Origin of the sequence: Chryseobacterium viscerum, assembly GCF_025949665.1 — a bacterium.
Classification (GTDB): domain Bacteria; phylum Bacteroidota; class Bacteroidia; order Flavobacteriales; family Weeksellaceae; genus Chryseobacterium; species Chryseobacterium viscerum_A.
Window position 1 is genome coordinate 1 of sequence record NZ_JAPDFT010000006.1, and the last position, 21,603, is coordinate 21,603.

Genomic DNA, 21,603 nt, shown 5'->3' on the forward strand with positions numbered 1-21,603 from the left:
CGGTGGGGCTCACCTGTTCCCATTCCGAACACAGAAGTTAAGCCCACCAGCGCCGATGGTACTGCGAAAGCGGGAGAGTAGGCCGCCGCCAGTTTTTATTTTATTTTTAAAAAATCCTTTATCATCAGATAAAGGATTTTTTTTGTTGTATACCTAATCCAGCCAAATAAGCAGCTACAACTCTAAACATAAGTAATGAGCAATAAGTAATAAACAATAGTCATCACTCATCACTATGTCATCGCAGATGTTATTATTTATCCATTCATCATCCATTACTTATTACTGATTATTCATTACCCATTATTACTTTTCCCTTTTTTATATTACTGCTGACTCCTTCTTTACTGTCATCACTACCGTTTATCACCCCCGGTTTGTCACTCCGCAGGAATCTAAACAATACATTTTAAAGTTCTATCATCAACTCTATCTAAGATTACAAAATCACTTAAGTATTAAAAACCCCTGTAGTTCTGCAGTATCCCTTTAAATTTTTTTAACCCTAATAAATGTGGCTGGATTCCTACGGAATGACATAGTTGGGATATTAGATCTTACTATGTAAAATTGACTCTTCCTAATCCGGATCTGATAATTCACAATTTAACGCTGATCACTTATTAATGATCATTTATAACATATCCCACTATCACTCCATAGGAGACTAAACAAATCCATTTTATTCAACTCAATTCCCACAAAGTACTAGATTTAGACTATAGCTCATCTAACTTTAAATTTTACTTAATCATTTAAGGATCAAAAGCTTTAAACTCATATTAATGATTTAATATGTTATGATTAAAAAAATATTAGAAAGATTCTGTTGCTTTTATTAATGTATTTAGCATAAATAATTAATGATTGTATATTAATTTAATAAGAATTACGTTTATTTGTTGAAATATCTTGTGATATTATTAAGTATATACCAAATCTAATTTTTATGAAAAAAACCATTTTTAAGGTTGGACTGCTCCAATCCTTATTCTTTTTCGGTGGATTGTATGCACAAAGCGATTCAACTAAAACGTCAAAGATTGATGAAGTAGTTGTTACAGCTTATGGTGTAAAAAAAGAAAAAAAGCTCTTGGATATTCTTTCCAGGATGTAAAAGGCCAGGCCCTTGTTGATGCTAAGGAAAACAACATGACCAATGCATTAGTAGGAAAGGTTGCCGGATTACAAGTCATTAAAGGAGGTTTTGGACCTGGTTCTTCTTCCAAAATTAATCTGCGAGGGTTTAATTCTTTTACAGGAGATAATCAGCCTCTTATTGTGGTGGATGGAGTTCCGTTAAGTAATAGCTTAGGATCAAAGGTTAAGCAGAATGGAAAAGACTTTAATAATGATTTCTGGAACCCGGATCTTGATATGGGTAATGGTTTAAGTGATATTAATCCTGATGACATCGAAAGTCTTTCTGTTTTAAAAGGTGGTGCTGCTTCTGCTCTTTATGGTTCCAGAGGTGGAAACGGAGTTATTTTGATTACTACAAAAACTGGTAAAAGAAAAGGAGGATTAGGAATTACATATTCTACAAGCTTAGGGTTTGAAAATATTTTTATGAAACCTGATTTGCAGCACAGTTTCGCACAAGGCAGTAATGGTTTACCCAACCCACAGGGAGTTGATAATACAACTTCATGGGGGCCCGCTTTTGAAGGATCAAATATGACGGTTCATGATAACCTAAAAAACTTTTTTAAGACAGGAACTAATGCTCAGCATACATTGAGCTTTCAGGAGAACTTAGGCGAAGGATCAAGCCTGTACACTTCTGCTAATTATTTAAACAGTAATAGCCAGATTCCGAATTCAAAATATGAGAGGTTCAATTTTATGGCAAAAATGAATTCTAATTTTGGAGCTAATAAAAGATGGACGTCTGAGGTGAAAGCCCAATATATGAGCGTTAAAGGAACAAACAGACCTTCTGCAGGACAAGGCGATGGAAATTACTATCCAAAAATTCTTCTAATGCCTCAAAATATTGATGTAAGAGATTATCGTGACGGGCAGATGCAAAATGGAGTGACATCGCGCTGGATAACCTCAAATGGAATTAATCCTTATTGGACAGCCTATAATGCATTGAATGCCGATAAAAAAGATAGATTCTTATTAAACGGCTATCTCAAATATCAATTTAATAATTGGCTGAGCGCAGATGTAAGGTTAGGTACAGATTTCTATTCTTTAAATACTGATGCCAGGGTTTGGACGGGCTCTACCCGAAATAATTCCTACTCAACTGGTCAGGAGAAGTTTTATGAAAATAATTACATCGTAAGTCTTAATGCTAAAAAAGATAATATTGTGGGCAAATGGGGCGGATCACTTTCTGTTTATGGACAGATGATGGAAAGCAGGGATAAAGCACTATATTTTTCTACACAAAATCTTATTCTTGCCAACGTTTTCAGCACTTCTAATACGAGTGATCTCGCGTCTATTACAACGACTGAAGTTGATATGTGGAAAAAAATTAATTCAGTATTTGCTGCTGCTGAAATTAATTATGACGGATATTGGTTTCTGAATGCTACGGCAAGAAATGACTGGTCTTCTACTTTGAATATTGATAACAGATCTTACTTCTATTCTTCTGTGAGTACTTCTTTGGTTTTGACAGACATGCTGAAGAAATTAAATGGCACAAGTTCAAATGTCTTAACATTTGCTAAGCTTCGCGCGGCTTATGCAGTTGTAGGAAACTCTTTACCTCCTCAAAGCCTGTACAATACATATAGCGCTTCCACTGATCCAAACGGACATATTGTACTTACAAGAAATAAAATACTTTTTAATTCAAATTTGCATGCGGAAAAGCTTAAAACTTTTGAAGTCGGTGCAGATATGAAGTTTTTTGACAGAGTATCTCTGGATGTAAGTTATTTTAATAATAATGCCACCGATCAGCTTATAGCTATTCCGATAAATCCACTTTCCGGATATGAAAGAATGATGATTAACTCAGGAGGGCTGCATAACAAAGGGTTTGAATTCGTATTGAATACGGATATCTTTAAGAAGGAAAGTTTCGCATGGAATGTTAATGCCAATTTTTCAACGTTAAAAAGTAACATCGATAAAATTGATGGGATTGTTTCAAAATACCCTTTATCAGGTTTTGACAACGTTGCCTTCTTTGCAGAAGTAGGAAAACCTTACGGAGCAATTTATGGAACAAAATTCTTAAGAGTAGAAGATACCAGCAGCCCTTATTACGGAAAACTGATTGTGGATCAAAACGGATTACCACAGGCTACTCCTGATCAATATTACCTTGGAGATCAAACTCCGAGAGCTTTGTTTGGTTTTACAAACAGCTTTGTATATAAAAATATCGGACTTTCATTTTTAATTGACGGAAGAATCGGAGGAAAATTTTTCTCTGCTACACAAGCCGCGTTACAAGCTGATGGGCTTGCTGCAGACACTGCACCTGGAGGAAAACGATATAATATGGTATTGGATGCGGTAGTACAGGGAAATAGCGGCTATACACCAAATACCAAAGAAATTACTCAACAGGATTATTGGGGAGCTGTAACATCGGGAAATTTAGGAATTACAGAGCAAAATATTTATGATGCTACCAATATTCGGTTAAGAAATATTCAGCTGACGTATAATTTTCCTAAAAGTATTTTCCAAAAATTAGCTTTGCAGAGTGCTAAAGTTGCTTTTACCGCAAATAATGTATGGATGATCTACAGTAAAGCCAAAGGAATTGATCCGGAATCTGTATTCGCAATTAATTCTAATGCTACAGGATTTGAAAACCTTGCTTTTCCTACTTCAAGATCTTATTTATTTACAATCACTTTAGGCTTTTAATTAACAACTGAAACAATGAAAAAATATATCTTATCATTTTTTACGATTGGTTTACTATGTACTTCATGTAATGATTTTGAAGACATCAATAATAACCCGTTTGCCGTAGACGCTAGTAAGGCAGAACCTGAATATTTCTTAAATAATTCAATTCTCGGTGCTCAGCAGGATCCTAATATCGCAGAACGTGTTTTTGTTTTATATTGGAAAACGGCGGCAAGACAGCATTTGTCAACAGGAATTGCGGGTGGAACTTATGATGATTCCTGGACTTCCGAATATTGGAAATACGTTTCAGATTGGCTGAATAATGCGAATGCAGCCATTCAATTGGCCAATGAAAAAAAGGCGGCCGGGCAAGGAAAACCTTATTATGACAACATTATTCAGGTTTCCAGAATTTGGAGAGCTTATTTGATGAGTGAATTTTCAGATAATTTTGGGCCACAACCTATTCAGGCTTTTCAGGGAACAAATCCTACTTTCAATTCTGAAAAAGAAGTGTATTATTTTATTTTAGAAGAATTAAAAGATGCAGCCGCAAAAATGAACACAACCCAGGGAGCACCATCAAATGCTAATGCTTATGATATGGTGTATGGGTTTAATTGGACTCAATGGGTAAAGTATGCCAACTCTATGAGGATGAGAATTGCCATGAGAATCGCCGAAGTAGACCCTTCAAAGGCAAAAACGGAATTTGAAGCAGCAGCTAATTCAAATATGTTTATCGCTACAAGTGCAGATAATTTTACAGTGGCTGAAAAACCGGGATGGGATGCGCTAACAGGTGTGATGTCCAGAGAATGGAACTCCCAGATCTTATCGGCAACACTTAATAATTTATACATTGGTCTAGGAGGAGTAAACTCCACCGATCAATTACCGGCAGCTCAACATACAATGGTAAAGGCATCCGACTATATTGGTATAAAATATGACCAACAGTTCACTACAATGACCAACGATCCAACTGCAGGATATTGGTTGGATGGCTTACCCAATAAAATTGATCCGAGAGCGTATAAAACGTTCTATATTCCGGGGGATCTTACAAGCCCGGTTTATTCATTGTATCCCACTTATACCAATCAGGCAACTACCAATCATGGAGATCTTACATTTGAAGATAATTCTAAAATAACAATAAATACAGTCAATACCTGGAATGCCTATACCATTGGAAATTGGGGGGGAAAAGGACAGAGAAACGGCTTGAGAAATGTAGTAGGATGTGTACCGGCTTTGGGTAAGCAGTATAGAGAAAGTAAGAATTCAAGAATATTTTTTGCAAGCTGGGAAACCTATTTCCTTATAGCGGAAGCTGCATTGAAAGGCTGGACGGTTCCAATGAGTGATGAAGCTGCTTATAATAAGGGAATTCAGGATAGCTTTGCTTATAATGGAGTTTCACAATTCTATGGTCAATATATTGCTTCAACAGATTATAATCGTGATGGTACTTCTGTTTCTTACAGTCATATTACAGAACCGGGAGTAAGTCATACAATGAAATATAAAGATCCTGTAAGCGGGAACTTAGTTTCTGTAGAGATTAAATATCCTGTAAATACCATTTATAAGAACGGATCGGTAAAAAATGATAAATTAACAAAAATTATTACCCAGAAATACATTGCCAATATGCCTTGGTTACCATTGGAATCCTGGAGTGATCAGAGAAGACTTGGGCTGCCGTTTTTTGAAAACCCTGCCATCGAAGCTCCATTGCCAAACCTTCCTAATCTGAGCTCAGGGAATTATATGACGAATTCTATTCAGAATTTCCCTCAGAGGTTAAGATATCCAAGTACTTTCAGAAATACTGATCAGCCTGGATATGATAAAGCTGTACAATTACTTGGGGGTGCAGATGCTGTACTGACTCCTCTTTGGTGGGCCAAACATTAATTAATTTTAAATAATAAAAAAATAATCCTTTTCTGATTTTGAAAAGGATTGTTTTTTTGGATACAAATTCACTGAATATCTCTTTAGGTGAATTGTTGAATTAATTATGAGGTAGGTAACTGGATTGGCTTTGGTGTACTTTTAATTTGCTCCAATTGTGAAAACTACCTGTGTAGCATATGTAGTTGCAGGAATGGCTACAGAAACTCCGCTTATCTGCAATTGTGCATTGATACCTGTGTACGTTACACTGTTACCCAATCCCAAAACTCCGGTAAAATTGATTGTAAAGAATGCTGTAGCCACAGCTTGTGGTATTTCTGTATAAGTTGTCCCTCCGTTTATTGTTGCTGTACAAAGAACACAGAGTCCACTGATACTAGTACTTCCACCACTTCTTTTGGCATAAAGATGCAGATTGCTATTCCAGGTGGTAGGAGTATGATGTACACTCACTCTGGCAGCCCCACTGGTAAGAAGGTTTAAAAATGATCCAGGTAAATTTCCGGAAAGCGTTATCAAATTGGTAGCACTTTCATAAGTTCCGGCATAGTCTGTTCCGGCTTCTGTAACAGCAGGTACACTTACTGTCCAATTACTGCCACCAACATTTATAGTTTGTGCCCCAAGACAGCAGCCCAATATTAGAAGGAAACTGCTTACATATTTTTTTAAACGGATTTCTCTGAAAAAACAACTATTGATTTTCATTTTTCAATTTTATTCTGTGATGGTGTAGGTAACTACAATAGCAGTATTAGCCTGTGCAATTAAATTAGCATAAGTGTTGGTTGTTAATGACATTGTGAGTACATGGCCGTTACTGGAACCATTTCCCGTATATGCACCTCCAATTCCACTGATGATCGTAGTGGCAGTTGTGGACAATGTAACGATCCCAACAGAAGTTCCCAATGTTCCTCCTCCTGCTCCGGTAGCTGCCGCTGCCTGTAATCTTATATTTACTCCATCGATGACTTTATTCACAGATGCTGTAATTCTTCTGGTAACTCCACTGGGAGCAATAGCGGAAGTATAGTTAATTCGTTTTGATGTATTTGGGGTAGGGCTTCCAATGGCATTTCCTGCTTCAGTAGGAGCCGTAAAGTTGAGTGCAAAACTTCCTGTAGGCTCTATATCCATTAAAGTAACAATAGGTAAGGTCATGGTAACAGTAGTCTGGGAATAGAATACCCCCGACAAGATAAAAGACACCAATAACAATAGAGAACGGATCAAAATCATTTTTTCTTTTTTATTTCATTATAGCCTACCTTTAGAGATTCCTGCTGATATTTTATTTCTATTTGCTGCTTGACAATATGAATGTTTAATTTTTTTGTTTCTGAAGGATTAAGAGTAAACTGGAATTTATCATTCGAGACTTTATAACGCTTATCAAGACCATTGCGATAGACTTTAACGGTCCAGTCTCCAGGTCTGAGATAAGTAAAATCAAAATCTTCACCTATAAAACAGATTTTACGATAGGTTTGGTCCTTGCCTGTAGCTTCTATAATAATACTTTCTTTTTTCTTTTTTTTAGCAAGCAGTTCAGTAAATCCCGTCTGATCTTTATCTTCTGTTTCTGCAAACTGAATATGACCCTGAACATTAGCTGCAATCGTTAATCCGAAATTAAAGATATTTTCCTTATTACTCAGAGAAAGTGCTGCCGGAAAAGCCAATGTGGGAATATCATTGATCTCTGTTGTTGATCGGTCGATTTCCAGAAAATAATTTCCAGGAATCACATTTTTGAATACATAATTTCCATTCTGATCGGTAACTGACAGATAGCTTCCCAGCATTAACCTTACGCCTTCCGTCTTTTTTATCCCAAGATTACTGATATTTCCGGATAACGAAATATATTCAGCTGTTTTCTGTACCGGAACATTGGGACGCCATGTATAGCGCATGGAGAATATAAAATCTTTATCCCCGATTTCTCCTCTCTGTAATGAATATCTGCCGGAAAGATCAATTTCATTTCCTGGAAATAGCTGCTGGTGGAAGAGAAGCTCAAACAAATTTCGGTCTTTAAAATATTCTTCCGGTATATAATTGTTCTGATAAAAAATGCTTAAACTAGTCTTATCAGAAAAACGGCTGTAAATTCTTGCTCCATAATAGAGTTGTTTCTGATTCTGCAGCTGGTATCTTGAGCTGATGGCGTAGCTTCCGAATACATTAAAATAGGTTCTGAATTTTTGAAATGAAAGGTTGGCAGAATAAAAACTTGAATTACCGCTAAATCCCGTCAGATAATTGTCTGTTTTGCCAAACTGCCCTGCAATATTCACCTGAAACATTCCGAGCTGCTGATCAATGCTTACCTTGAAAAAGCGTTCATAATAATCAAACTGTCTGGGTTCCAGACGGTCCTGATACTTTTGATAACCGCTGTTAAGGATAACAGATCCATTTGAACGGTATTTATATTGTAACCCATATTGCAGATACTGTCTGTAGGGAGCCGCTAAAAACAGAGTATCTCTCTGGAAATTTTTAACATCCTGTGTATAATTGACAAAAGCACTGATTTTTCTGGAAATTTTGTAATTAACGTTCCCATTAAAGGTATTTGTATTTGTAAAATATCCTGCAAATTCCGGACTTGCTTTTACATACATCAAACTTCCGTTAAGCTTTTCAAAAATAGCATCAGCCTGCAGCATATAAGCTGTTCCATCCGTTTTTTTTGTGTTGCTGTAGGCCAGTTCTCCGGAAATATTAATGTTTCTTGAGATTTTGAATTTTCCTTTAGCATAAGGAAGATGTGCATCAGAATCCAGTCTTACATCCCCATATCGGATTTCATCCTTTCTTGGAGTCTTGTAAAGGTACCCGACTGAAAGTTCTGATTCTTTCCGGATTTTGAAGCTGGAATAAATATTAAATTCATCCTTAATATCCCGGAAAAACCTGGGATGATTATAGAAACCGCCCAGACTCACTTTATTAAAATCATACCGGATTTCTGCCCCTCGTCCATATCTTGCAAATTCCGTTAAATAAGATGAAGAATACGTTTTATCACCCAGATGAATAAAGAAGTTATCCCGTTTATAATTCACAAAATATTCTTCATATTGGGTGAAAGTATTGAGTTCTACAGGATTGTGGGTAACCGCCCGAAATTCAATCTGATTTTTGTTGTCTTTGTCCAGAGTTCCTTTACCATAAATTTCTCCCTGAAAGCCATCATTGTAAACTCCCATATTCTGCATTCCGATGAAAGATAATGAAAGGGCAACAGGAAGCCTGTGGTAGATATCGTTTTCAGACGGTTTTACAGATATAATCTGAGTACTTACATAAAGACTTTGAACTTCCTTAGGATTATCTCCTGAGTACACCGAAAGATTAAGGTTCTGAAATTCATTTTGACTGAGTTCAGGGTTGGTTATTTTGTGTATCGTAATGACTTTTGACTCATTGGGCTCTAGTACTAATGAGGACTCATTGTCAAGAATAGCATTTTTACTTTCAAGATGAATATCCTCTGTTACATTACCATTATTTTTTAAAAGAAAAGAAGCCCGGATTGTTTCTCCTGCTCTTACAAACTCAGGTGAATTCAGAGCGGTAAGGGAAATATTCCGGTTTCCTGAAACTGTTATTTTCGATGTTTTTGTAAAGGATATTCCGTTGCTGCGGTCAGTAATATTCAAGGTTACAGAATAATTGCCCTGGCTTGTTTCTGTTGCAATACGCAAAGGTACCAGATAAGCCGATATTTCATGGGCTGCAATCTGAAATTCTCCTTTTGTTAAGATGGGCGTAATAGACGGGCTTGAAGTAGAAACTGAAATGTCATAAGTCCTGTTTTCACCTGAATTATTTTCTAATGTGAAAGGAATAGAAGTTGACATTCCCGGTAATATACTATCTTTTTTACTGGACAATCTGTTGGATTGCTGTTGAGAAAAAATAAATATCGGGAATAATAAGATGATAATAAATAAAGTCCAAGTTCTAATCATTTTTTACTTCTAATTCCACATTGAGTGCAAATGCATTCTCCTCTTCATCCGTAGCTATTATGGCGGCTTTGTATTTGTCTGGCGGTATTTTACTGATGTCGATGTAAAATGTTTTGGAGGTGTTAGGCAGCAGTCCCATTGTTAAACTGGAATACGTTCCTATTTTTTCACCTGTTTTACGGTTATAAATTTCAATGGCTGCTGTAGGCTTGCAGTAAAGATTACCATTATTAGCTACAGCAATTTTCACAGTTTGCTTTCCTTCCTGTTTTTCTACTTTTACACTCTCAAACTTAAGGTCCGGTTTGGCCTTTTCTGTTTCAAAATCTGTAATAACCTGGATAGCGTATCGTATAACAGAAGTGATGTTTACTCCCGGTTTATTGTCGCTGGGTTTGATATCTTCTACCGGCTCTACGATAATGACACTCCAATAGCTTCCTGGATCTCTGGTTTCATTGGGAACTGTAATCTCATAAAAGACCTCTGTCTTCTCCTTGCCTTTGAGAGTGACCAGATTGGTATTGAGTTTTATCCATTCTCCATTGGTCCGTTTATTTGTATGCAAAGCCGAATAATTGATCGTTCCGTCAGAATGATAAGCAAAGTCCTGTAAAAACAATTTTACACTTTGAGGATTATTGCTCGTGTTTTCAATGGCTACCTTTCCTTTGTAAACCTTTCCGTTTTCAATTTTGTAAGAATGCGTAAGTCCGTTGAGAATCACAATACCCGCATGTAAAAAGCTGAACTGCAAAATCAGGGTAATCAGGAAAAGGATACGCTTTATCATGATGTAAAGTTTGGAGTTAAATCATTAGGTAATACAAAAACAGGAAGAAACTGAATAACAACTTCTTCTTGTTTTTGGGAAACAAAATAAAATTTTAATTAAATTCTAATTGTCTGATATCGTATAGGTAACGGTTGCTACAGTAGTTGCTGTTGCCTGTAAATCAGCATAAGCTGCTACCCCGCCAGGGCCGCTTCCTGCAGCAAGTGCATATGTAAGGTTGTGGCCATTATTGGCGCCATTACCTGTATAAGCACTTCCGATTCCCGAAATAATAGTCTGATCAGCTGCACTTAATGTCAACAGACCTGCAGATGTTCCTAATGTACCTGCTCCGGATCCGGTTGCAGCAGCAGCAGTTACATGAAGATCAACTCCGGGAATGATAGCATTCATTTTTACACTTACATTACGGGTAGGGTCTGCAACAGATTTGATAGATGAATAATTAAGCCACAAAGTAGTGTTAGATGCTGCCGGGATGATAGGATTTCCTGCTTCTGTAGGAGCTGTAAAGCCAAGGGTAAGGTTTTTTGTGGCAGCTGGCTCAATATCTACCAAGGCAACTTCGGGAATAGAAATTGTGACTGTATGATTGTCTGTATTGGTATCCTGCGCGCTCAGATTGGCAGACAGAGAAAACGCAAATAAAGACATTGCAATAGTTAAATTTAGTTTTTTCATGATGCGAATAATTAGTTAAGTGAATATAACAAAAATCAGTATATCGTAAAAAAAATATATAATAATTTTTATATTGATGCTTATTTGCATTATGTAATGCATTATAATTAACAAATAACTCAAAAAAAACCTGCACAATTTTGTACAGGTTTTTATCAGTGTTATAAGTCTTTTTTTAAGCCCAATGCGGATCAGAAACAGAAACTTTTCCGGTCTCTATTCTTCCGGCAAAGTGCCACAGATGATCATTTAACGTTAATTTCAAATCATACCAGCCTTTATATTTATCAAGATCAATAATGATTTTTTCTTCCGGTTTTTGTACAGAAATTGTTTTTTGATTTTTTCTGTAAAGATCTTCCAGGCTGATGGGGAAATTTTTCTTTTTATGATTTCTGATGATCAGCTCCGCCTGATTTTTTGAGGACATATTTGTTAAAATCACCTCTATTTCCGCAGTTTTATTCCCCTTAAATTTCCTGAAAAAGCCATTGGGACCGAAAATTTCGTAATCATAAGCTCCGGAATGCACAGTATGGGATAGCATTTGCTTTGAATATAAGGCATATGAAAAATGATAATCCTTATTGTTGAATTGAGTTCTGTCATAGATTAACAAGGGAACTCCATTTTCTTTTAAGTTAGCCATTTTAATCTGCTCCCCTTCTAAATTGACATGGAAATGATACGGAAGCGGATTCGAGGGTTTCAAACCTCTTTCCTGAATCTCCAGTAAATTACCGTTAAGTTCATTTTCAGAATACCATTTCAGATCCGGAACAGGTTTGTTTTTAGCAGCATTAATGGTCTTTGCATAATCTTTTTGATTCAGATAATCCATCTCTGGAGCCTTTACACTGGAAGAATTGAAAGCGGATGTAAGATCACCACACACAGCTCTTCTCCAGTCACTGATGTTATCAACATGAACATTCTTGCTGAATTTTTTCATGATGAATTTCTCAAGAAACTGCAGGACGGAAGTATGATCCGATACCTCAGAATTTACAAAACCTCCTTTGGTCCAAGGGGAAGCGATGATCATCGGAACTCGGTAGCCCAGCCCAACGGTTCCTTCAATTTTTTCATAATTTTTTAAAGAAGGATCAGACATGTATTCCTGGGATTGATCTACATATTCCGCACCTTCTTTTCCGTTCATATCAACGGGCTGACTAGGATTCACCGGCGGGGCAAAAGGCAGAACATGATCAAAATATCCGTCATTTTCATCATAATTGATGATAAATATTGTTTTTTTCCAGGTTTCAGGATCTTTGGTCAGAATATTCAATACCTCAGAAATATACCAGGCTCCGTACCATGGTGATCCCGGATGGTCTGAGAAATGCTCAGGAGCTACAAGCCACGAAACCAGCGGAAGTTTTTTCTCTTCAACATCTTTTCGGAACTGGAACAGGACATCACCTTCCGGAACAACCAGTCTTTCTCCGTTGTCATCCTTTCCGATTTCCAGTTTCCAGTAATCCGGATCATTTACATTGATAGTGAAGGCTTTTTCGTGAAGGTTCTTTTCCTCTTTTGAAAGTTTTGAATAATTATCAGGATGATATTTCACCTGATCTTCCTGAACTTCTGCGAGCATAATTTCCAGCCTTTCTTTCTGCTTAGGATTTTTTTCAATTTCCTGTTTCAGATATGCTATGATATTAGGAATATTCTGATAATAGCCTTTTGAAAATTTAACGTTGAATTTTGAAAACCACTCAATAGGATTATCAGTAAAATTACTTAACCACGCTTCCTGTTCTCCGGACATCCCTTTTGGAAGACTGATTTCATTCTGATAAATCCTCCATGAAACATTCTGCTGTTCTAAAATTTCCGGAAAACTTTTCCATTTTGCCTGTCTCGCTTTATCATAATCAATGTTCTCATTCACAACATTGGCCTTTACTTTTCCGTTTTGCTGTTCCCTCAAGGTTCCGGACCAAAGGAATAATCTGTTGGGAGTAGTCCCGGTAAGTGAAGAGCAGAAATACTGATCGAATATGGTGAACGCATCTGCCAGCTGATAATAAAACGGAAGGTCTTCACGGTTATAATATCCTAATGTAAGCGGAATATTTTTATAATCTTTATTTCCTGAAGCTTTAGCCTGAAGCCATTGGTCATATTTTCCTTTGTTCAGTGCTTTTTGCTGATCTGCCCATGAATGAGGCAGTGAGCTCATCCAGGTTGATTTTGTATTTCTTAAATCCAGTCGGGCAGGAGATGCATATTTTCCTTCATCATTCTTTTGAAAGAAAACAGAATGTCCATCCTGTTTTACAAAAGCTCTTTTATCTAAAAAGCCTCTCACTCCTTTGAGTGCACCAAAAGCATGATCAAATGAGCGGTTCTCCTGCATCAGGATTACCACATGCTCTGCATCATAAAATGTAGACTGGGCAGCCGGATCAATGGCCAGAGCTTTTAAAATGGAAGGATGCAGAACACCTGATGTCCCTAATCCAGCTAATAAAAGACTTGATTTCTCTAAAAATTCTCTTCTGTTCATGTTCAATCGTAATAAGAAAGAAACCGCAAGTTAATAGGATTTTCCTGCGATTTCTTTGTTTTTTATATAAAAATAATCAGATTTCTATTGTAACCACCAAGGTTTGGAGTTAATATTGTCATTTCCTCCATACTGAGCAGCCAAAGCTGCTTTTAAATTATTACTGTTATAGCTGTATTCCGATTGCGGATACCTGAATCTGAAAGGAGCTGGAACTCCGGTTTTCAGAGGATAATTTGGATATCCAGTTCTTAAATAATCATAATAAGAAGTCCATTGTGCCTGATGAAACATTGTCATGTACTTTTGAGTCATGATTTTTTCCAGCTGTGTCTGTAAAGGATCAGCATTATTGTAGACAACCAAAGGCGTTGCCAGATACTGATTCACATCAAATCCTGAGAAATATTGTCCCTGATTTTTTACATAGGTCTGATAAAAACTGAAACTTGCCTTGATCGCATTATCATAATGGGTTTTTGCAGATCCGGAAATCCAGCCTCTTGCAGCAGCTTCGGCAAGGATAAACTCAAGTTCTGAGTAGCTCAACACAGAAGCAGGCTCATTGGTAGGATCTTTATAAAAACGGTCGTTTACTTTAGAGATGTTTTTTGCTGTGATCAATGCTGCATTGTCAGAATAAGGTGAGGTCGGGTTTCCTCCGTTATAGGCTGTAAAATCTGTGATGGCTTTTCCTGCTTCCTTAGCTCCGGTAGTTTGTGCTGCAAAAGTAAAAAGACGTGGATCATGTCTGTCTTTGAACATGTTGATGAAATAATCTGCCATATACAAACTTGAACCATATCCGCTGTTGTTAAACATTGTGTATCTGCTGTCTGCAGCATCGGCAAACTTAAGCTCACCATTGTCTGCAATAGAAGTCATTAAAGACTGGCTTCCTGCGATAGAAGCAAATTCTGTAGCAATATTGTAACTTCCTACTGTGGTTTTCTTAGATAAAGTGATCAGAATTTTCAGACGGAAAGAATTGATCAGCTTTTTCCACTTCAAAGCATCTCCGTTGTACACAATGTCACCTTCAATTTTGTCATTGGTATTAATAAGATCATTTGCTTCTTTCAGTTCTGATAAAATTCCGGACATTACCACTTCCTGTGTATCATATTTAGGCTGGGTAATCCCGGATTCACCTTTTGCTGCTTCAGAATACGGAGCACTTCCTACCTTTAAGCTGATATTGAAGAAATGATACGCTCTTAAAAACTTTCCAATGGCAAGATAATTTTTATTTCCTCTTTTCTCTGCTTCCTGCATCATTTTTCCTGTATTCAGGAGTCCTTTTGTATATACTTCAAAAGAGGCGTCATTCCATTTCATATATTGATAAGCATTCTCACCATCAGTACCAATCATCATTCTTGAAGCATACATATTATCACCGTTTACCTGGAATGTGTATTTTTCTACGTAAGTCAGAAGGTTTTTAGGATCTATGCTGGCCTGGTCATTAGGGTTCTCATTGATGGTGTCAAGACTGGTTTCGCATGAAGCCAATGTCAGAAGTCCTGCCGCAAATATAGACTTCATCAGCCATCTTGCTGCCTTACCTTTTTGTCCCTTCGCGTTATTGATATTATTTTTCATTGTTGACGTACTTTTTAGTTAAAACTTAAGATTAAATCCGATTCCGAACCATCTGCTTGACGGATCCTGGATATCATTAGCGATATCTCCACTTCTTCCTGATCTGATCTGGAAATCAGGATCGGAGTAAAGGTTCTTTGATTTTTTCCACATAGCTAAGTTGTAGGCAGAAATATTGGCGGTGAAACCTTTCACCATACCTTTTGGATTAAGCAGATATGAGAAATCATATTCCAATACTACAGATCTCAGCTTGATGAAAGTTCTGTCGAAAACATTGGCAAACTCTTCACTTTCATCCTGCGTTACCCTTGCCTGGTATGGATAATTCTGTGCCCAGTCCTGGAAGCTGATTGCTTTGGTGTGTGGAGTATAAAGACCAGTAGAAGGATTGTAGTTGACCCCATCCGGTACAAAATAATACGTTCCCGGATTAGCATATTCAAGATCTCTGTACGCTACAGAATTAGGATGTTTTCCTCCCCACCACATTTTTTCAACAACCTGCGACCTCATCACACCTCCGATGCTTCCATCGATTCCAATGTTTAAAGAGAATTTTTTGTATTTAAAAGTATTGTTGAAACCGAAAGTCCAGTCCGGATTGAAATGTCCTAAATTACTTGGCGTGTTGGCTCTTGTTGGCATTCCTGAATTGGCATCAAGAATTACTTTTCCGTCCGGAGATTTTTGCCATGTGTAGTCATAATAGCTGTCCATTCTTTCACCCAACTTAATGTTTTGATAGTTGGGCATATTATCATAAATGGAAGTCAGTTTTTGTTCATAAGTACTCCAGTTGATCAAAGTTTTCCAACTGAAATCGGCCGTTTTTACCGGAACCAAACCAAGAGAAACTTCAAATCCTTTGGTGGTATATTCATTTCCGTTGACATATTGTGAAGTGAAACCTGATGATTCTGCCGCTGGAAACTGAAGAATATTATTATAATCAAGTGTTCTGAAATAAGTAGCATCTAAAGTAATCCTGTTGTTAAGGAAACCGGCACTTAATCCCAGCTCGTAAGATTTTGTCTGCTCAGGTTTCAGCGAGTTTTCTACATTCAGAGTGGTTGGATAATAATACGTAGGATTTCCGTTGAAAGTAATTCCCTGGTTATTCAGATAATAATTTCTGATAGAATAGGGCTGGAAGTCATATGCCACTTTTGCCCATGAAGCAGAAAGTTTCAGCATATTGATAGACTCCGGTAATTTTACCAGGTTGGAAATAACAGCACTGATGGAGGCAGAAGGGTAGAAGTAAGACCTGTTGGCTTTAGGAAGCGTAGAAGACCAGTCATTACGCCCTGAAATATTGATGAAGAAAGCATTGTACAATCCAATGTCAATCGTGGAATAAGCACTATAGATCAACTTTTCCTTCAGATAGGTGTAATTTTTAAGTGCTCCGATAGAGTTTTCAAATGTGTACACTTCAGGGACTCTCAGTCCGTCTGTAGATCTTTCGTTGTTATTGTTTTTGAAATAAAAAGCTGAACCTCCGGCATTGATTGTGAAATCAAAGTTTTCAGATATCTTTTTCTTGTAAGTAGCCAGAACATCATAGTTAAGATTCCATGTTTTATTATCTTTCAGAATATACCCCCCACTTCTTGGTGCACTGTAATTGAAATAAGAATAAGGACTTAATATTTCCGTTTTGCTGTGGTTTTCCACAAGGGATATTTTCCCTTTTACCGAAAGATCCTGGGTAGCCTTATATTCTAATCCTGTCTGTGCATTGATGATATTGGTTCTGTTCTGATTTTTATAATACTCAGCTCCGAACCATGGGTTATTGTACCAGGCATAGTTCCAGTTGGCCTGCGCTCTTCCTTCCTGTCCGGGAATCCACATATGATTTTTCAGTGCCTTTCCGTCTACATCACCTCCCATCCAGATCAGGATGGTATACATGTGTCCGCTTGGGTTGTAATCGTAGTTAGGAATATTAGGTGTAAAAGCCTGATTGAAATTAAATTTTGTATTAAAGATTAATTTATCTCCCAGATGGTTTTCAGAAGAAAAATTGAGCCCATATTTTTGAAGATAAGAATTCGGAACTCTGTCATCATAATTCATGAAATTTCCGGAGAATCTGTATATATCTTTATTATCTCTGTAGCTGATCGCAAAATTATTATTATTGATCACTGCAGGCTTTAAGAACGTGCTTAAGTTATCGTGGTATTTCCAGTCAATCGGAACTCTTTCATATCTTGATTTATTATCATATTGAGTCCCGGTCACTGCTCCATACCATGGAACTACCTGCCCTGTTACTTTATCTCTGATAGGGCTGTTCCATTGGGCAATCTGTAAACCCGGGACAAATTTTGGTCCCCAGATCATATCCCCGTCATTCACACCGCCATCGGCTCCATCCCAGAATTCATATTTTCCGTGAGATCCGTTTCCGTATTCAGTCTGTGTTTTCGGAAGATTGGTAAATCCTGCCGTAATCATGGTGTTCTGAGAAAACTCTACGGAGAACCCTTTCTTCTTAGCTGATTTTGTCGTAATCAGAACAGCTCCGTAACGGCCTCTGGAGCCATACAGTGCAGAAGCGGTGGCACCTTTCAGTACGTTGATGTTCTCAATATTGTTTGGATCTAAATTCTGGAAAACTTCTTTTTCTACAATCACTCCGTCAATTACAAAAACAACATTGGAATTTCCTCTAAGAGTAAACTGCGGTGCCTGCTGCATTCCTGTTGGATTGGAAACATTCAGACCGGCAACCTGTCCTGAGAATAAATTACCAATACTCGGTGTAGTGATGGTTTCAAACTGTTTCGTTCCCACTTCCTGAGTAGAATAGCCGATTTTTTCTTTCTTCTTGGCAATACCTAATGCGGTAATGACAACGCCTTCAATCTGCTTTTCGTTTGGTTTTTTTAAGACAACGGAATACTGTTTTTTTGAAGAAACCTCAACGGTATAAACAGAAAAATCAGGAGCAAAAAACTCAAGAATGTCTTTCGGGTTTGCAGAAATGGTAAAATTACCATTTTCATCTGTAGTAGCAGTCTTTCCTGTATTTTTGTCAGTGATGTTTACACCGGAAACACTAGAACCGTTTTCTGATTTTACATTTCCGGAAATATTGATTTCCTGTGCGGAAAAATATAGAGGAAGTAAAAAAACGGCAAAAGTAGCTAGAGTCTTCTTCATTTTTTTTGAAGGCAAATTTAGTAGAGCACTGTTACCAGTATTTTAATGAAGTATTAAAATAAAAATACGATTTTAATATTTTTTAACAAGAAGAATTAATAGAAAGGTAAAGTGGGAAATGTCCTTTGTATAGGAACTTTTGCTTTATTATATAGATATTATTATAAGGTAGGAAGCTGGAAGAAGGAGGCTGGAAGTTACCTTTGTGTTATAAGATTTTAGGTATTTAATATAAATTATTTCTATAAAATAATAGGATAGTAAAACTAGGACATCAATAATTTTGACCTTCCAGCTTCCCTCTTCCTTTCTTTTATCCTTAGAACCTGCTCAGAATTCCCCAGTGGATTTTTGTATCATTAAACTTAAAAGGATTTCCAAATTCGTTACCATTAGATAACTGAAAACTCATCAGACCGATTGGAATAAAGAAGTTAAAACCAAGTCCTACACTATAAAGCTTGGGCCTTACATTTAAAGATTTATTATTGAGCTGTCCATATTGCCCAAAGACGTCGAAGAAGGCTTGACTGCCGATCAGATACCGGTATTCCAGACTTCCATAATAGTAAAAGTCGGCGGCAAGAGATTTTTCATTGAATCCCCGCATGGAGTTCCAGCCTCCGAAACGGTATAATTCGTTGGTGGTGAACTCTATTTTAGAATCCATCATGGCACCTTCTCCCTTAATGTTCAGGAAGTGATTCCCTGAGATATGGTAATTGTGTTCCCCAAAGAAATAAAACTGATTTTGATTGGCTTTTATATTATCTTTAGAATAGGTAGTCGTTAAAAAATCATACCCCGCATTGATCCTTGTTTTATAAAGGAAAAGATCAATATCGGTGGGTTCTGTCATTTCATACCATATCCCGATCCCTTTTTTGTTGTAATCTTTCCCCTGAACGTATAGGGTGTCAATAATAGTAGAGGATTCCAGGGTTGCTCTCAAACCTATTTTATTTCGGTTGTTGATATGATAATAAAAGGCAGGAAGGAATTTTACATTGGCAAACGTAGAATCCTGACGGTAGATATTTACCTTCGTATCCATCCCGACATTCGATTTGAACAGGTATGGAATATCTACTCTAAGATCAAAAGTCTGTCCTTTATCCGGGTTTCTCTGCCAATATAAATTGACAGTTTCAAAGCCATTGAACATATTCCTGAAATTGACATTCATTGTTCCATTTAATGTAAACTTGGAGGTTTTATCATTTCCGAAACCGACAACTCCGTCAAAAGTATTCGTTTTTTTCTTTTCCAGAAACAGGTAAATGCTTGTAGAGTCTTTTGTAAATAAAGTTTGTGGCTGCCGTTCAAGGGTCAGAAAAGGATGGCTCTGAAATGTTTTATTGATGGCTAAAAGATTTTTGTCATCATAGTTTTTGCCTTTAAATTCCTTTTCAAGATTTTTGATGAATCTTTTAGGAACTTTTTCATATCCTTTAACGACAAAATTATTGATCGTTCTTTTATCGTTCTTGTTAATGTCAAGCTCTACAATTGGATAACCGTTTTTCTGACCTTTGTATTTGGATTTGATTCTGCTGAAAGAATACCCGTCATCAATATAAGTTTTGTTGATGCTTTTCTTGGTGGAATCTAAATTTTTAGTGAAAAAATCTTTCTGAATCTTTAGCTTCTGGACCAGTGAATCGGTAAGGTTTACATACGTTTCATTGAAATTTTTGCCTTTGTCATAGAAAATTTCGGTACTGTCACCCTTTACTTTTACATCTTTCAGTTTGGTAAAGAAATAATTATTCTGAGCTAGTGAATCCAGAAATTTTACCGCAGAAGTGGAATCTTTTACTTTTTTCCTGACTTTGGTTTCCGTATCAATAAGCCAATACTGCTTTTTCTGCGCTTGTGTAAAAACGCAGAACAGTACAAAAAATATTTTTAAAAGTAATTTCAATTTATTCTTCTGAATATCAATAGGAATCTCTATAAAAATATAAAAGATTCTTCACTACATTTCATTCCCTTCAGAATGACAATGCGCCTTATCAATCAACTAATTTTTATCCAGTTTATTATACTTCTTCATCAAATTCTCATAAGTTCCCTGCGGCAGAATCCATTTCAAAGGAACTCCTATTTTCTGCCCGAATTTACCAAAATAATAATGAGCTTTCCATTTATTTTTTGCTAAAAGTTTTTCAATGTATTCTGCTACTTCCAACGGCTCTGTTCCGTCATTCACATGGGAATTCATCAGAGCATATACTTTGTCGAAAACGTTTTTGTAAGGCTGGGAAACCTGTGCAATAACTCTGTTGTCCGCAATATTGGTTTTAATATCTCCTAAATGCAGAGAACATACCTCAATATTCCATGGGTATACTTCATACCTCATTGCTTCTGTTACTTTATCCAATGCTGATTTTGAAGCAGAATAAAATCCGCGGAAAGGCAGACCCATTTCACTTCCGATACTGGAAACGTTGATGATTTTTCCAAATTTGTGCTCACGCATGTTCGGAAGAACTGCGCTCATCATCTGTACAGGTCCGGCAAGATTCAGACTGAAAAGTTTCAGAATATCTTCTTTTGTGGAATCTTCTACGGCACCTACCATTCCCATTCCGGCATTATTGATCAGAACGTCAATTTTAGTTTCTGTTTTTAAAACCTCAGCGATTGCATTCTGAACCACGGTGTTATCAGTAACATCAGTGGGGATAGATTTGAAGTACTGGCTTTCTGTATGCTTTCGGCTTAATCCGTATACTTTATGTCCTTTTTTACCAAAATATTCGGCCAATGCAAACCCGATTCCTGATGAGGTTCCTGTAATAATGATGGTCATTGAATTCGTATGATTTTTAATGTTTTTATTTTTCTTCTGATGCCAGCGAGACGTTTTTAAAGGTCTGTGCTCAAAAGTAAAATCTATTTTCAGCAAATGTAAAAAAAGAAAAATGAACTCAGTTATTTATTATTCCTGAAATAATCTTTAATGATTTCTCCATCTATTCTCCCGCTTCGATGATAAACTTAAAATAAAGTTAATCTCAATTCAGTAAACAATATGAATGGAATGATTACTTTTAATTGCTTATTGCATT

General features: G+C 36.8%; 12 protein-coding genes, 1 rRNA gene and 1 pseudogene. 4 read left to right on the forward strand and 10 right to left on the reverse strand.

Features of this window, described 5'->3' with window-relative positions:
• From rrf to OL225_RS20620, 4 genes and pseudogenes are all read left to right on the forward strand, one after another.
• A 5S ribosomal RNA gene (gene rrf, locus OL225_RS20605) occupies window positions 1–94 on the forward strand; the annotation flags it as partial.
• An 855-nt stretch (window positions 95–949) separates the two neighbouring features.
• Window positions 950–1,117, forward strand: a complete 168-nt coding sequence (locus OL225_RS20610) for a hypothetical protein (protein ID WP_264519435.1) — start codon at window positions 950–952, stop codon at window positions 1,115–1,117.
• A 20-nt stretch (window positions 1,118–1,137) separates the two neighbouring features.
• A pseudogene (locus OL225_RS20615) lies at window positions 1,138–3,846 on the forward strand (SusC/RagA family TonB-linked outer membrane protein); the annotation flags it as partial.
• Between the two features lie 15 nt (window positions 3,847–3,861).
• On the forward strand, window positions 3,862–5,757 hold the full coding sequence (locus OL225_RS20620; RefSeq protein ID WP_264519436.1) for a SusD/RagB family nutrient-binding outer membrane lipoprotein: 1,896 nt from the start codon (window positions 3,862–3,864) through the stop codon (window positions 5,755–5,757).
• Between the two features lie 141 nt (window positions 5,758–5,898).
• Here OL225_RS20620 and OL225_RS20625 read toward each other — a convergent pair whose 3' ends face one another.
• The 10 genes from OL225_RS20625 to OL225_RS20670 form a co-directional block, all read right to left on the reverse strand.
• Complete coding sequence (locus OL225_RS20625) at window positions 5,899–6,468, reverse strand: hypothetical protein (protein ID WP_047373616.1); 570 nt, start codon at window positions 6,466–6,468, stop codon at window positions 5,899–5,901.
• Window positions 6,469–6,477: 9 nt separating this feature from the next.
• Window positions 6,478–7,002, reverse strand: coding sequence for a hypothetical protein (locus OL225_RS20630; protein WP_264519437.1), 525 nt, complete (start codon window positions 7,000–7,002; stop codon window positions 6,478–6,480).
• Window positions 6,999–9,746: a hypothetical protein gene (locus OL225_RS20635; RefSeq protein WP_264519438.1), complete on the reverse strand. Its 2,748-nt coding sequence runs from the start codon at window positions 9,744–9,746 to the stop codon at window positions 6,999–7,001. Before OL225_RS20635 ends, OL225_RS20630 begins: the two co-directional genes overlap by 4 nt.
• Window positions 9,739–10,539: a DUF3324 domain-containing protein gene (locus OL225_RS20640; RefSeq protein WP_264519439.1), complete on the reverse strand. Its 801-nt coding sequence runs from the start codon at window positions 10,537–10,539 to the stop codon at window positions 9,739–9,741. The genes OL225_RS20635 and OL225_RS20640 overlap by 8 nt, the downstream gene beginning before the upstream one ends.
• A gap of 105 nt (window positions 10,540–10,644) precedes the next feature.
• Window positions 10,645–11,223, reverse strand: coding sequence for a hypothetical protein (locus tag OL225_RS20645; protein WP_047373612.1), 579 nt, complete (start codon window positions 11,221–11,223; stop codon window positions 10,645–10,647).
• Window positions 11,224–11,398: 175 nt separating this feature from the next.
• The gene (locus OL225_RS20650) at window positions 11,399–13,744 is read right to left on the reverse strand and encodes a phosphocholine-specific phospholipase C (RefSeq protein WP_264519440.1); all 2,346 of its coding nucleotides are present in this window, start codon (window positions 13,742–13,744) and stop codon (window positions 11,399–11,401) included.
• Window positions 13,745–13,828: 84 nt separating this feature from the next.
• Window positions 13,829–15,349 (reverse strand): SusD/RagB family nutrient-binding outer membrane lipoprotein, encoded by a 1,521-nt coding sequence (locus tag OL225_RS20655; protein WP_264519441.1) that lies wholly within the window; start codon window positions 15,347–15,349, stop codon window positions 13,829–13,831.
• 18 nt (window positions 15,350–15,367) lie between these two features.
• Window positions 15,368–18,526, reverse strand: coding sequence for a SusC/RagA family TonB-linked outer membrane protein (locus OL225_RS20660; protein ID WP_047373610.1), 3,159 nt, complete (start codon window positions 18,524–18,526; stop codon window positions 15,368–15,370).
• 319 nt (window positions 18,527–18,845) lie between these two features.
• Window positions 18,846–20,450 carry a hypothetical protein gene (locus OL225_RS20665; RefSeq protein ID WP_264519442.1) on the reverse strand — a complete coding sequence of 535 codons (1,605 nt, stop codon included), beginning with the start codon at window positions 20,448–20,450 and terminating at the stop codon, window positions 18,846–18,848.
• A gap of 99 nt (window positions 20,451–20,549) precedes the next feature.
• Window positions 20,550–21,344 (reverse strand): SDR family oxidoreductase, encoded by a 795-nt coding sequence (locus OL225_RS20670; RefSeq protein ID WP_264519443.1) that lies wholly within the window; start codon window positions 21,342–21,344, stop codon window positions 20,550–20,552.
• Window positions 21,345–21,603 lie beyond the last annotated feature (259 nt).